Origin of the sequence: Morganella sp. EGD-HP17 (genome assembly GCF_000512315.2) — a bacterium.
In the GTDB taxonomy this organism is placed as follows: domain Bacteria; phylum Pseudomonadota; class Gammaproteobacteria; order Enterobacterales; family Enterobacteriaceae; genus Morganella; species Morganella morganii.
The window spans coordinates 136766-149527 of sequence record NZ_AZRH01000007.1 but is presented as its reverse complement, the minus strand read 5'-3'; the positions used below and the strand labels follow the sequence as shown (position 1 = coordinate 149527).

At 53.0% G+C, this 12762-nt stretch carries 10 protein-coding genes and 1 other annotated feature; of the genes, 8 read left to right on the top strand and 2 right to left on the bottom strand.

What is annotated here, in order from left to right:
- Positions 1-36: 36 nt before the first annotated feature.
- Positions 37-753 (bottom strand): two-component system response regulator ArcA, encoded by a 717-nt coding sequence (gene arcA, locus X965_RS09605; protein ID WP_004237112.1) that lies wholly within the window; start codon positions 751-753, stop codon positions 37-39.
- Between the two features lie 615 nt (positions 754-1368).
- Between arcA and thrL the strand changes: the two genes are divergently transcribed.
- The 4 genes from thrL (at position 1369) to thrC (ending at position 6238) form a co-directional block, all read left to right on the top strand.
- On the top strand, positions 1369-1455 hold the full coding sequence (gene thrL, locus X965_RS19925; protein ID WP_064483359.1) for a thr operon leader peptide: 87 nt from the start codon (positions 1369-1371) through the stop codon (positions 1453-1455).
- Positions 1394-1511 (top strand) — a sequence feature (Thr leader region). It overlaps the preceding gene by 62 nt.
- Positions 1512-1540: 29 nt before the next feature.
- Complete coding sequence (thrA, locus tag X965_RS09600; RefSeq protein ID WP_036417895.1) at positions 1541-4000, top strand: bifunctional aspartate kinase/homoserine dehydrogenase I; 2460 nt, start codon at positions 1541-1543, stop codon at positions 3998-4000.
- 3 nt (positions 4001-4003) lie between these two features.
- Complete coding sequence (gene thrB / locus X965_RS09595; RefSeq protein ID WP_036413714.1) at positions 4004-4936, top strand: homoserine kinase; 933 nt, start codon at positions 4004-4006, stop codon at positions 4934-4936.
- Positions 4937-4945: 9 nt separating this feature from the next.
- Positions 4946-6238 (top strand): threonine synthase, encoded by a 1293-nt coding sequence (gene thrC / locus X965_RS09590; RefSeq protein ID WP_036417894.1) that lies wholly within the window; start codon positions 4946-4948, stop codon positions 6236-6238.
- Between the two features lie 91 nt (positions 6239-6329).
- Here thrC and yaaA read toward each other — a convergent pair whose 3' ends face one another.
- Positions 6330-7112, bottom strand: coding sequence for a peroxide stress protein YaaA (gene yaaA / locus X965_RS09585; RefSeq protein WP_004237116.1), 783 nt, complete (start codon positions 7110-7112; stop codon positions 6330-6332).
- A gap of 321 nt (positions 7113-7433) precedes the next feature.
- On the opposite strand from yaaA, the gene tal reads away from it, so the two are divergent.
- From tal to dnaK, 4 genes are all read left to right on the top strand, one after another.
- Positions 7434-8387, top strand: a complete 954-nt coding sequence (tal, locus tag X965_RS09575) for a transaldolase (RefSeq protein ID WP_004237118.1) — start codon at positions 7434-7436, stop codon at positions 8385-8387.
- Positions 8388-8493: 106 nt separating this feature from the next.
- On the top strand, positions 8494-9078 hold the full coding sequence (gene mog / locus X965_RS09570; protein WP_004237119.1) for a molybdopterin adenylyltransferase: 585 nt from the start codon (positions 8494-8496) through the stop codon (positions 9076-9078).
- A 121-nt stretch (positions 9079-9199) separates the two neighbouring features.
- On the top strand, positions 9200-10498 hold the full coding sequence (locus X965_RS09565) for an MFS transporter (protein WP_036409266.1): 1299 nt from the start codon (positions 9200-9202) through the stop codon (positions 10496-10498).
- Positions 10499-10812: 314 nt separating this feature from the next.
- A complete protein-coding gene (gene dnaK / locus X965_RS09555; RefSeq protein WP_004242128.1) occupies positions 10813-12735 on the top strand; it encodes a molecular chaperone DnaK in 1923 nt (640 codons plus the stop codon).
- Positions 12736-12762: the final 27 nt, after the last annotated feature.

Sequence of the window (12762 nt, the reverse complement as noted above, 5' to 3'; positions counted from 1 at the left end):
CCGGGGATTTCGTATATATGTTACCGCAGCGGAAGATTACTCTTCGAGATCGCCGCAGAACCGGTAACCTTCGCCGTGAATGGTGGCGATGATTTCCGGAGTATCCGGTGTGGACTCGAAATGCTTGCGGATACGGCGGATGGTGACATCCACTGTACGGTCATGCGGTTTCAGTTCACGGCCGGTCATTTTCTTCAGCAGTTCAGCGCGGGTCTGAATCTTGCCCGGATTCTCACAGAAGTGCAGCATTGCACGGAACTCACTGCGCGGCAGCTTGTACTGCTCGCCGGTTGGTCCGATTAATGAGCGGCTGTTGATATCCAGTTCCCAGCCGTTGAACTTGTAACTTTCCACACTGCGGCGCTCTTCGCTGCCACCGGCCAGATTCATGGTCCGTGACAGTAAGTTGCGTGCGCGGATAGTCAGTTCACGCGGGTTAAACGGCTTGGTGATGTAGTCATCAGCACCGATTTCCAGACCGAGGATTTTATCCACTTCATTATCACGGCCGGTTAAGAACATCAGTGCCACGTTTGCCTGTTCGCGGAGCTCACGCGCCAGCAACAGACCATTTTTTCCCGGGAGGTTGATGTCCATGATAACCAAATTGATATCATGGTCTGACAGCACATTGTGCATCTCTGCACCGTCAGTGGCTTCATGTACCACGTAACCCTCTGCTTCAAAAATACTTTTCAGGGTGTTACGGGTGACGATCTCATCTTCAACAATTAAAATATGCGGGGTTTGCATAGTCGCTACCTAAATTACTTAGAATAATAAGAAATCTGATTATCTGCCCGTGTAACCTGTGCCGGTATCGTTGTGGTTATGTCCGGCACATCACCACAGACAGAAAAAAATCTTGTTCAGACCGCATTTTAACAATCACTCAACTCAGAACGTAAGGAATTGAAACGATTCGTACCAATATTAGTCTATTAACACCAATATAACAGCAACCCAATCATTTACCATCCGGAAATCTAACCTTTGTTGATACATATCAAAATCAATTGTAGCACGTTAACACAATTTTCAATTGTTAATTGCCGGTTTTAATGATTGTCAAATAAATAGAAATACAATGTTAAGCATTATATCTGACTTGTCTGATTATTGTACATTTTTCTGCCGGGTAAACAGCGAAAAACGCAACCTGCATGATAAAAGTGAAAAAATACAGAAACTCCTGGTTCTGTAAAATTAAATGCCGGTTGATGAGATGATAACCGCGTTAATTTGCCGTAATTTCTTTTTATTCTGATATGTGATCAGATTCAAATTGTCTGATTCTGCGGGCAAATCTGAAGAATAATTTGACATCAACCTGCCTTTCCTTTAACCGTAATAGGGTTAACCAGACAAATGACAGACAGGAACCCCATGCGTAATCACAGCCTGACCATGATTATTATTACCACCACCACCATTACCACCGGCGGTGCGGGCTGACGCATATCTGAAATCACGAAAAAAGCCCGCACAATGACTGTGCGGGCTTTTTTTTTGGACTAAAAACGGCAGGAGCAGGTGACACATGCGTGTACTTAAATTTGGCGGCACATCCGTGGCAAACGCGGATCGTATACTGAACATCGCAGGAATCGCGGAGAAAAAACTCGCGCAGGGACAGCTCGCCATGGTGCTTTCCGCACCGGCGAAAATCACTAATTACTTAGTGGCGATGGTGGAGCAGACCGTCAGCGGGCAGGAAGCAAACACCCTGGTACACGATGCCGCCGCGATTCTCGGGGCGATTCTGGACGGGCTGCGCGATGCGGTACCGGGCTTTGAATATGACCGGCTGAAGCATGAAACAGAGCAGGAAATCAGCCGGATCCGCCGGGTACTGCACGGTGTGTCACTGCTGGGGCAGTGTCCGGACGGCATCAACGCCAATATGATCAGCTGCGGCGAGCGTTTTTCCATTGCGGTGATGGCATCACTGCTGAAAGCCCGCGGCCATAAAGTAACGGTGATTGACCCGGTGGCCAGCCTGCTGGCGTTTGGTGGTTATCTGGAATCCACCGTTGATATTAATGAATCAACAAAACGTATTGCAGCACTGAATATCCCGTCTGACCACATCATTCTGATGGCGGGATTCACCGCCGGTAATGAAAACGGTGAGCTGGTGGTGCTGGGGCGTAACGGCTCTGATTATTCCGCAGCGGTACTGGCGGCGTGTCTGCGTGCGGCCTGTTGTGAGATCTGGACTGACGTGGACGGCGTGTATACCTGTGACCCGCGTTTTGTGCCGGATGCCCGTCTGCTGAAAGGCATGTCGTATCAGGAGGCGATGGAACTCTCCTATTTCGGGGCAAAAGTCCTGCATCCGCGCACTATCGCGCCGATTGCACAGTTCCAGATCCCGTGCCTGATTAAAAATACCCTCAATCCGGACGCACCGGGCACGCTGATCGGCGACGGCCAGCGTGATGACAGCCTGCCGGTGAAAGGGATCACCAATCTGAATAATATGGCGATGTTTAACGTCTCCGGCCCGGGTATGAAAGGAATGGTCGGGATGGCGGCACGGGTGTTTACGGTGATGTCACGGCGTAATATCTCTGTCGTGCTGATTACACAGTCATCTTCCGAATACAGCATCAGTTTCTGTGTGGCGCAGAAAGATAAGGCCCGCACTCAGCAGGCACTGGAAGAAGAGTTCTATCTGGAGCTGAAAGAGGGCGTGCTCGACCCGCTGGATGTACTGGATAACCTGGCGATTGTCTCCGTGGTCGGGGATGGCATGCGGACACTCAAAGGCATCTCCGCGCGGTTCTTCTCGGCACTGACGCGCGCCAACATCAATATTATCGCGATCGCGCAGGGCTCGTCTGAACGTTCCATTTCTGCGGTGGTGGATAATGATCTCGCGGCCGCCGGTGTGCGTCTGTGTCATCAGATGCTGTTTAACACTGACCGCATTGTGGAGGTGTTTGTGGTGGGCACCGGCGGGGTCGGCAGTGCGCTGCTGGAGCAAATCCGCCGCCAGCAGGCGTGGCTGAAAGCCCGGAGTATCGATCTGCGCGTGTGCGGTATCGCCAACTCAAAAGCGATGCTGACTAATATGCGCGGCATTGATTTACAGGACTGGCGTCAGTCGCTGGCGCAGGCCAAAGAGCCGTTCAGCCTCAGCCGTCTGATCCGCCTGGAAAAAGAATATCACTTCCTTAATCCGGTGATTGTGGACTGTACGTCGAATGAGGAAATCGCCCTGCAATATGCGGATTTCCTGAAGGACGGTTTCAACGTGGTGACGCCGAACAAAAAAGCCAACACCCTGTCGATGGATTATTACCATGAACTGCGCAGTGCGGCGGCGGCATCAAAACGTCAGTTCCGTTATGACACCAACGTCGGTGCCGGGCTGCCGGTGATCGAAAACCTGCAAAACCTGCTCAACGCGGGGGATGAACTGATGCAGTTCAGCGGTATTCTGTCCGGTTCGCTCTCCTTTATTTTCGGTATGCTGGATGAAGGAATGTCACTGTCTGAGGCAACAGCTGCGGCGAAAGCCAAAGGCTTTACCGAGCCGGATCCGCGTGATGATCTCTCCGGGATGGATGTGGCGCGTAAGCTGCTGATCCTGGCCCGCGAAGCGGGACTTTCCCTTGAATTATCCGATATTGAGGTGGATTCCGTGCTGCCGCCGGACTTCGATGCTTCCGGCGATGTGAATACCTTTATGGCGAATCTGCCGTCACTGGATGCGGCCTTTGCCGCGCGTGTGGCGAAAGCCGCAGAAGCAGGCCGCGTTTTGCGTTATGTTGGCATCATTGATCACGGCCGCTGTCAGGTGAAAATCACAGAGGCAGACGGTAACGATCCGCTGTATAAAGTGAAAAACGGCGAGAACGCCCTGGCGTTTTATACCCGCTACTATCAGCCTATCCCGCTGGTACTGCGCGGTTACGGCGCGGGGAATGATGTGACAGCGGCAGGGGTGTTTGCGGATGTGCTGCGGACAATGTCATGGAAACTGGGAGTGTAAAACGTGATAAAAATTTATGCACCGGCGTCAATCGGGAATGTGAGTGTGGGGTTTGATGTGCTGGGTGCGGCAGTGTCTCCGGTCAGCGGGGCACTGCTCGGCGACTGTGTGTCCATCGCGAAGGCAGAGACGTTTTCACTCAGAAACCGCGGGCGTTTTGCCGGGAAACTGCCGGTGAATCCGAAGCACAATATTGTGTATCAGTGCCGTGAACGGTTCAGTGAGATCATTCATGATGATCTGCAGGTCGCTATGGTGCTGGAAAAAAATATGCCGGTGGGCTCGGGGCTCGGCTCCAGCGCCTGCTCGGTGGTGGCCGCGCTGGTGGCGCTGAACGAGTATACCGGCAGGCCGCTGGAGGAAATGGCGCTGCTGCGTCTGATGGGCGAGATGGAAGGGCGCATCTCCGGCAGTGTGCATTATGACAATGTCGCCCCCTGCTTCCTCGGCGGATTGCAGCTCAATATTGAAACCGGCGACAGCGTCAGCCAGGCTGTGCCGGGGTTTGAACACTGGTACTGGGTAATGGCGTATCCGGGTATCAAAGTCTCCACGGCGCAGGCACGGGCGATTTTACCGGCGACCTATTCACGGGCGGATATTGTCAGCCACGGCCGCAACCTGGCCGGATTCATCCACGCCTGTCATACCGGACAGGCTGACCTGGCGGCGGCGATGATCCGTGATGTGGTGGCAGAGCCGTACCGCCGTGAATTATTACCGAATTTTGATGCGGTCCGTGAGCAGGTGCTTGCACGCGGCGCGAAGGCATGCGGCATCTCCGGCTCGGGTCCGACCCTGTTTGCGGTCTGTGACAGCAAATCAGCGGCAGAGCAGGTAGCGGATGTCTTTAACACACAGTATTTGCAGAACAGCGAAGGGTTTGTCCATCTGTGCCGTCTCGATCTCAAAGGCGCACGTCAGATAAGTGCATAAAGGTAAAAAATGGAACTGTACAATTTAAAAGATGAGAGTGAAAAAGTCAGTTTTGCACAGGCGGTAAAACAGGGGCTGGGACGCGGACAGGGGCTGTTCTTCCCGCGTGAGATTCCGTTTTTTGAGCAGGCGGAAATGGATAAGCTGCTGGCGATGGATTTTGTCAGCCGCAGCACCGCCATTCTGCATGCCCTGATTGGTGATGAGATCCCGGAAGCTGAGCTGGCAGCGCGTGTCCGTGCCGCCTTTGCTTTCCCGGCACCGCTGAACCCGGTAGAGCCGGATGTGGCCTGTCTGGAGCTGTTCCACGGCCCGACACTGGCATTCAAAGATTTCGGCGGACGTTTTATGGCCCAGGCGCTGGCCGCGGTTGCCGGTGACAAGCCGGTCACTATTCTGACCGCGACTTCAGGGGATACCGGTGCTGCCGTCGCACACGCCTTTTACGGCCTGAAAAATGTGCAGGTGGTGATCCTCTATCCGCAGGGAAAAATCAGTCCGTTACAGGAAAAACTGTTCTGTACCCTCGGCGGTAATATCCATACCGTGGCGGTGCAGGATGATTTCGATGCCTGTCAGGCACTGGTAAAACAGGCATTTGATGATGAGGAACTGAAGCAGACGCTGCATCTGAACTCGGCAAACTCTATTAATATCAGCCGTCTGCTGGCACAAATCTGTTATTACTTTGAAGCGGTGGCACAGGTTCCGGCGGAAAAACGCGGTGAACTGGTGTTCTCGGTGCCGAGCGGCAACTTCGGTGACCTGACCGCCGGGGTGCTGGCGAAAGCGATGGGGCTGCCGGTGAAACGCTTTATCGCCGCGACCAATGCCAACGACACGGTACCGCGCTATCTGGCGGACGGACAGTGGAAACCGGCGGCGACGGTGGCAACGTTATCCAATGCCATGGATGTCAGCCAGCCGAATAACTGGCCGCGTATTGAGGCGCTGTTTGCGCGCGAAGGCTGGTCTCTGAAGGATCTGCGTTCCGGTGCGGTAAGTGATGACGAAACCCGCGAAACGATGCGCGATCTGGCTGCGAAAGGTTATATTTCCGAGCCGCATGCCGCGATTGCTTATCGCCAGCTGCGCAGTGACTTGCAGCCCGGTGAGTACGGTATTTTCCTCGGCACGGCGCATCCGGCAAAATTCCTGGAGAGTGTGGAAGCGATTCTGGGCAGTAAACTGCCGTTACCGGCTGAACTGGCGGAGCGGGCTGATTTACCACTGCTGTCAGCCGTGTTACCAGCGGATTTCGCGGCGCTGCGGGACTATATGCTGAAGACGGTGAAGCCGTAATTTCTTATCAATCAGCGATAGCGAGATGATAACGGGTAAGAGAACAAAAAGCATACTGCGCCATGGATGGCGCAGCTGAATTATCCGGCGGTTATGCTGCGTGGTGTTCTGAACGTGTAAACACCAGTTCCCGCTCACCGGACTGACTCTCATCAAAACGGTAACCGTCGAGGTTAAAGCCGGTCAGCTGAGACGGCTGTGTCAGGCGGTTCTGAATAATAAACCGGCTCATCAGGCCGCGTGCTTTCTTAGCATAGAAACTGATCACTTTATATTTGCCGTTTTTCTCATCGAGGAAAACCGGTTTGATAATCACCGCATTCAGTTTCTCCGGCTTCACCGCTTTAAAGTATTCATCAGAGGCCAGATTGACCAGTACATTATCACCCTGTGCGGCCAGTGCCTGATTGAGATTGTCCGTAATAATATCCCCCCAGAACGCATACAGATCTTTGCCGCGCGGATTGGCGAGTTTCGTCCCCATCTCCAGACGGTAAGGCTGCATCAGATCCAGCGGGCGCAGCACGCCGTACAGGCCGGAAAGCATACGCAGATGCTGCTGGGCGAAATCAAAATCGGCTTCACTGAAGGTTTCCGCCTGCATCCCGGTATACACATCCCCTTTAAATGCCAGAATAGCCTGACGGGCATTGTCCGGCGTGAAATCCGGCTGCCACTCCCCGAAACGGGCGGCATTCAGACCCGCCAGTTTATCACTGATATGCATCAGCGAGCCGATATCCGCCGGGGTCAGTTTGCGGCAGGTTTCCATCAGGGCTTCTGATTGTGCCAGCAGCTCAGGCTGAGTATGGCGTTCAGTGGCTAACGGGCTGTCATAGTCGAGGGTTTTGGCAGGGGAAATAGTCAGCAGCATGGTCGGCTCCGGTCTGATATTGTCATTATTAACGGTACTCTACCAAAAAAAAGCACAGAGCGGGCAAATCACTGTAATCGGTAATACATACAAAACAGGAGGCGTTCCGGATTACAGCGGAATAACGGCGGATCACCGGTGCGGCATCGGATTTTCCCTGCTTGCGCGGCGGGCTGTCCGTGATATTATCAGGTGCAGTTGCGGCATATTGCCATCTGTACTCGCCATACTTCAGAATGCCGGGGTGTTGACTACGCAAAGCCCGCCTGCAGGCATGCTGGATTATTCAGAGTATCTTCTGACATAAGATGAGAGACGAAAATGACCGATAAGTTAACTTCCCTGCGTAATCTGACCACGGTTGTGGCCGATACCGGTGACATCGAAGCGATGAAGCTTTACAAACCACAGGATGCCACCACCAACCCTTCTCTGATCCTCAATGCGGCGCAGATTCCGGAGTACCGTAAGTTAATTGATGATGCGGTGACCTGGGCGCGTGCACAGAGCGATTCACGTGAACAGCAGATTATCGATGCCGGTGACAAACTGGCGGTGAATATCGGTCTGGAGATCCTGAAACTGATTCCGGGTCGCATCTCCACAGAAGTGGATGCCCGTCTCTCTTATGACACTCAGGCAAGTATCGCGAAAGCAAAACGTCTCATCAAACTGTATAACGATGCCGGCATCAGCAACGATCGTATCCTGATCAAACTGGCGTCCACCTGGCAGGGTATCCGCGCGGCGGAACAGCTGGAAAAAGAAGGCATCAACTGTAACCTGACACTGCTGTTCTCCTTTGCTCAGGCGCGTGCCTGTGCGGAAGCAGGTGTATATCTGATTTCTCCGTTTGTCGGCCGTATCCTCGACTGGTACAAAGCAAACAGCGATAAGAAAGAGTTCGCACCGGCAGAAGATCCGGGCGTGATTTCAGTAACTGAAATCTACAACTACTACAAAGAGCACGGCTACAAAACCGTGGTTATGGGCGCAAGCTTCCGTAACTCAGGTGAAATCCTGGAACTGGCCGGTTGTGACCGTCTGACCATCGCCCCTGCACTGCTGAAAGAGCTGTCAGAAGCGACCGGCGCGGTTGAGCGCAAACTGGAATACAAAGGCGAAGTGAAAGCGCGTCCTGCGCCGCTGACAGAAGCTGAGTTCTACTGGGGTCACCACAGTGACGCTATGGCAACCGAGAAACTGGCGGACGGTATCCGTAAGTTTGCGGTAGACCAGGGCAAACTGGAAAAAATGATCGCCGATCTGCTGTAATCTTTATAAAACAAACAGATAAGAAGGGCAGCCGGCAGGCTGCCTTTTTTGTTTCCGGCGGCAATGCTATGCTGTGCCCCGGAGTCAAAATGACGTTGAGGTGACTATGAACAATGTGTTGCGCATCGGTCTTGTCTCGGTTTCTGACCGCGCATCCGGTGGTATTTATGAAGATAAAGGCATTCCGGCCTTACAGGCATGGCTGGAAAAAACTATCACCACGCCTTTTCAGACAGAAACCCGCCTGATCCCGGATGAAGAAGCGATGATCAGCCAGACGCTGTGTGAGCTGGTGGATGAATTCGGCTGCCATCTGGTGCTGACAACCGGCGGAACCGGCCCGGCGCGGCGTGATGTGACTCCGGACGCAACACTGGCGGTGGCGGATCGCGAAATGCCGGGTTTCGGCGAGCAGATGCGTCAGATCAGCCTGAAATTTGTGCCGACGGCAATCTTATCCCGCCAGGTGGGCGTGATCCGCAATCAGTCACTGATCCTCAATCTGCCGGGGCAGCCGAAAGCTATCGCTGAGACCCTGGAAGGGCTGAAAGATGAAAACGGCAAAGTAATGGTTTCCGGTATTTTTGCAAGTGTACCGTATTGTATACAGTTGCTCGACGGGCCTTACATCGAAACTGACCCTGAAATTGTCGCGGCGTTTCGCCCTAAATCAGCAATAAAGCCGCAGTAATGCTGCGTTTTCAGCATAAAATAAAAAACATTCCCCCGGACACCTTTCTTGTCCTATGATGCGGTTATCCACTTATGTAAAGTAAAGATAACAGCAATGTAAAGACAGGAAAGGTGAACCCATGGCACAGACCATTCCCCGGACACTCAACCGGCAGGATTATAAAACACTCTCTCTCGCGGCCCTGGGCGGCGCACTCGAATTCTACGATTTTATTATTTTCATCTTTTTTGCCGTCACTATCGGCAAACTGTTTTTCCCGCCTGACATCCCTGCGTGGCTGGTGCAGATGCAGACTTTCGGGATCTTTGCTGCCGGTTATCTGGTACGCCCGCTGGGCGGTATTGTGATGGCACACTTCGGTGACTTGGTCGGGCGCAAGAAAATGTTTTCCCTCAGTATTCTGCTGATGGCGGTGCCGACACTCTGTATCGGCCTGCTGCCGACTTATGAATCTATCGGCATTGCCGCGCCGTTACTGCTTTTATTAATGCGGGTAATGCAGGGGGCGGCTATCGGCGGGGAAGTGCCTGGTGCCTGGGTATTTGTCTCCGAGCATGTGCCGAAGCACCGTGTCGGCATTGCCTGCGGCACACTGACGGCAGGGCTGACGGTTGGTATCCTGCTCGGCTCGCTGGTGGCCATGATGATGGCGACACTCTTTACTGAAGCGCAGCAGCTTGCCTGGGGCTGGCGTGTACCGTTCTTCCTCGGGGGGATTTTCGGGTTTGTGGCACTGTATCTGCGCCGCTGGCTGGCGGAAACCCCTATCTTTCAGGAGATGAAGCAGCAAAAAGCACTGGCGAAAGAGCTGCCGCTGAAAACCGTGGTGGTGAATCACAAAGAAGCGATTGTGATCTCCATGCTGCTGACCTGGCTGCTCTCCGCCGGGGTTGTGGTGGTGATCCTGCTGACACCGGCGTATTTACAGACGGAGTTCGGCCTGGCAAAAGCGGTGGTTTCAGTCGCCAATATGACCGCAATTCTGGCACTGTGTGCCGGGTGTCTGGTGGCGGGTTATCTGTGTGACAAACTGGGCGCCTCTGTGGTCTTTACCTTCGGCAGCCTGCTGCTGGCGGTCTGCACCGGCTATTTTTACCTGACCGCCGGTGAGCCGGGTACGCCGCTGTCGCTGACCTACGGACTGGCCGGATTCAGTGTCGGCGTGGTGGGCGCGGTACCGTTTGTGATGGTGAACAGTTATCCGGCGGAGATCCGCTTCAGCGGTATTTCGTTCTCCTACAACCTTTCTTATGCCATTTTCGGCGGACTGACGCCGGTGGTGGTCACGCTGTTCCTGAAATGGACCCCGCTGGCACCGGCGTATTACATGCTGGGGCTTTCACTGATCGGCCTGCTGCTGGGACTGTATATGGGGAAAGCGGCGGTGCGTCAGCGGATGATGGTGTTCAGCTCCTGATAACCCCCTGCATTGTGTTGTGTGAATGCCGTGCTGATATGACTGTCAGCGCGGCATTTTTCAGTGTTTCATCATTTTCTTTTAAATAATCTGTTTTTTTTTCATTTTCCCCTTGATGAATGCATTTATGGCCCCATCTACTTGTCATCGGAAACTGAAACTCAGTTGAATCCCCTTTAACGCTGCGGATGTCCGGTACCGTCAGGAAATATTCCGGGTGACGGGTGAGCGAAAAATTTTTTCTTGAAAAGTGAAAATTGAACCTCATATACATCGGTAGCGTAAGACGAACAGAATTATTCGGAGGCCTTTAGATGGGTAAAATTATTGGTATCGACTTAGGTACAACCAACTCTTGTGTTGCTGTAATGGATGGTAATCAGGCACGTGTCCTGGAGAACGCAGAAGGCGACCGCACAACGCCGTCAATCATTGCGTATACACAGGATGGTGAAATCCTGGTCGGTCAGCCGGCAAAACGTCAGGCTGTTACCAACCCGCAGAACACACTGTTTGCAATCAAACGTCTGATTGGTCGTCGTTTTGACGATGAAGAAGTGCGCCGCGATATGAACATCATGCCGTACAAAATTGTCAGCTCTGATAACGGCGACGCATGGGTGGAAGCAAAAGGCCAGAAAATGGCACCACCACAGGTTTCTGCTGAAGTCCTGAAAAAAATGAAGAAAACCGCTGAAGATTATCTCGGCGAGCCGGTAACCGAAGCGGTTATCACCGTACCTGCTTACTTTAACGATGCTCAGCGTCAGGCAACCAAAGACGCCGGCCGTATCGCAGGTCTGGATGTAAAACGTATTATCAACGAACCGACTGCAGCGGCACTGGCTTACGGCCTGGATCGCGAAGTGGGTAACCGTACTATCGCGGTCTTCGACCTCGGTGGTGGTACTTTCGATATCTCCATCATCGAAATCGATGAAGTTGACGGCGAAAAAACCTATGAAGTGCTGGCAACGAACGGCGACACCCACTTAGGTGGTGAAGACTTCGACAGCCGCATGATCAACTATCTGGTTGAAGAATTTAAGAAAGAACAGGGTATCGATCTGCGTAACGACCCGCTGGCAATGCAGCGTCTGAAAGAAGCTGCCGAGAAAGCGAAAATTGAGCTTTCTTCCGCACAGCAGACGGACGTTAACCTGCCGTATATCACGGCGGACGCGACCGGTCCTAAACATATGAACATCAAAGTGACCCGTGCGAAACTGGAATCACTGGTTGAAGATCTGGTTAAACGCTCTATGGATCCGGTTAAAGTTGCATTACAGGATGCCGGTCTGTCAGTGAATGATATCAATGATGTCATCCTGGTAGGTGGTCAGACCCGTATGCCGCTGGTTCAGAAAACCGTTGCTGATTTCTTCGGTAAAGAGCCGCGTAAAGATGTGAACCCGGACGAAGCTGTGGCTGTTGGTGCTGCGGTTCAGGGCGGTGTGTTAGGTGGTGATGTTAAAGACGTGCTGCTGCTGGACGTTACCCCGCTGTCTCTGGGTATCGAAACCATGGGCGGCGTGATGACTCCGCTGATTGCGAAGAACACCACTATCCCGACCAAACACAGCCAGGTGTTCTCCACAGCGGAAGACAACCAGTCTGCGGTAACTATCCATGTTCTGCAGGGTGAGCGTAAACGTTCCGGTGACAACAAATCACTGGGTCAGTTTAACCTGGATGGTATTCAGGCTGCTCCGCGCGGTATGCCGCAGATCGAAGTTACTTTTGACATCGATGCCGACGGTATCCTGCATGTGTCCGCGAAAGACAAAAACAGCGGCCGTGAGCAGAACATCACCATCAAGGCATCTTCCGGTCTGAACGAGGAAGAGATCCAGAAAATGGTACGTGATGCGGAAGCCAACGCTGAAGCTGACCGTAAGTTCGAAGAGCTGGTACAGGTCCGTAACCAGGCAGATCAGCTGGTTCACGCTACCCGTAAACAGATCGAAGAAGCGGGCGACAAACTGCCGGGCGACGATAAAGTGAAAATCGAGCAGGCGGTGAGTGAGCTGGAAATCGCAGCGAAAGGCGAAGATAAAGCGGCTATCGAAGAGAAAACGAAAGCGCTGATCGACGCTTCTGCCAAACTGATGGAAATTGCCCAGCAGCAGGCGCAGGCAGGTGCAGCAGGTGCTGATGCCGCGCAGGATGCAGGTAAAAATGATGATGTTGTCGATGCTGAATTCGAAGAAGTTGACGACAGCAAAGACAAAAAATAAGGCCCTTAGCGGGCGCGGTGATGACTG

What these genes read in the sequence shown, in the direction of transcription:
- arcA (WP_004237112.1), bottom strand. Translation starts at nt 753, where the DNA reads ATGCAAACCCCGCATATTTTAATTGTTGAAGATGAGATCGTCACCCGT.
- thrL (WP_064483359.1), top strand. Translation starts at nt 1,369, where the DNA reads ATGACAGACAGGAACCCCATGCGTAATCACAGCCTGACCATGATTATT.
- thrA (WP_036417895.1), top strand. Translation starts at nt 1,541, where the DNA reads ATGCGTGTACTTAAATTTGGCGGCACATCCGTGGCAAACGCGGATCGT.
- thrC (WP_036417894.1), top strand. Translation starts at nt 4,946, where the DNA reads ATGGAACTGTACAATTTAAAAGATGAGAGTGAAAAAGTCAGTTTTGCA.
- yaaA (WP_004237116.1), bottom strand. Translation starts at nt 7,112, where the DNA reads ATGCTGCTGACTATTTCCCCTGCCAAAACCCTCGACTATGACAGCCCG.
- tal (WP_004237118.1), top strand. Translation starts at nt 7,434, where the DNA reads ATGACCGATAAGTTAACTTCCCTGCGTAATCTGACCACGGTTGTGGCC.
- mog (WP_004237119.1), top strand. Translation starts at nt 8,494, where the DNA reads ATGAACAATGTGTTGCGCATCGGTCTTGTCTCGGTTTCTGACCGCGCA.
- X965_RS09565 (WP_036409266.1), top strand. Translation starts at nt 9,200, where the DNA reads ATGGCACAGACCATTCCCCGGACACTCAACCGGCAGGATTATAAAACA.
- dnaK (WP_004242128.1), top strand. Translation starts at nt 10,813, where the DNA reads ATGGGTAAAATTATTGGTATCGACTTAGGTACAACCAACTCTTGTGTT.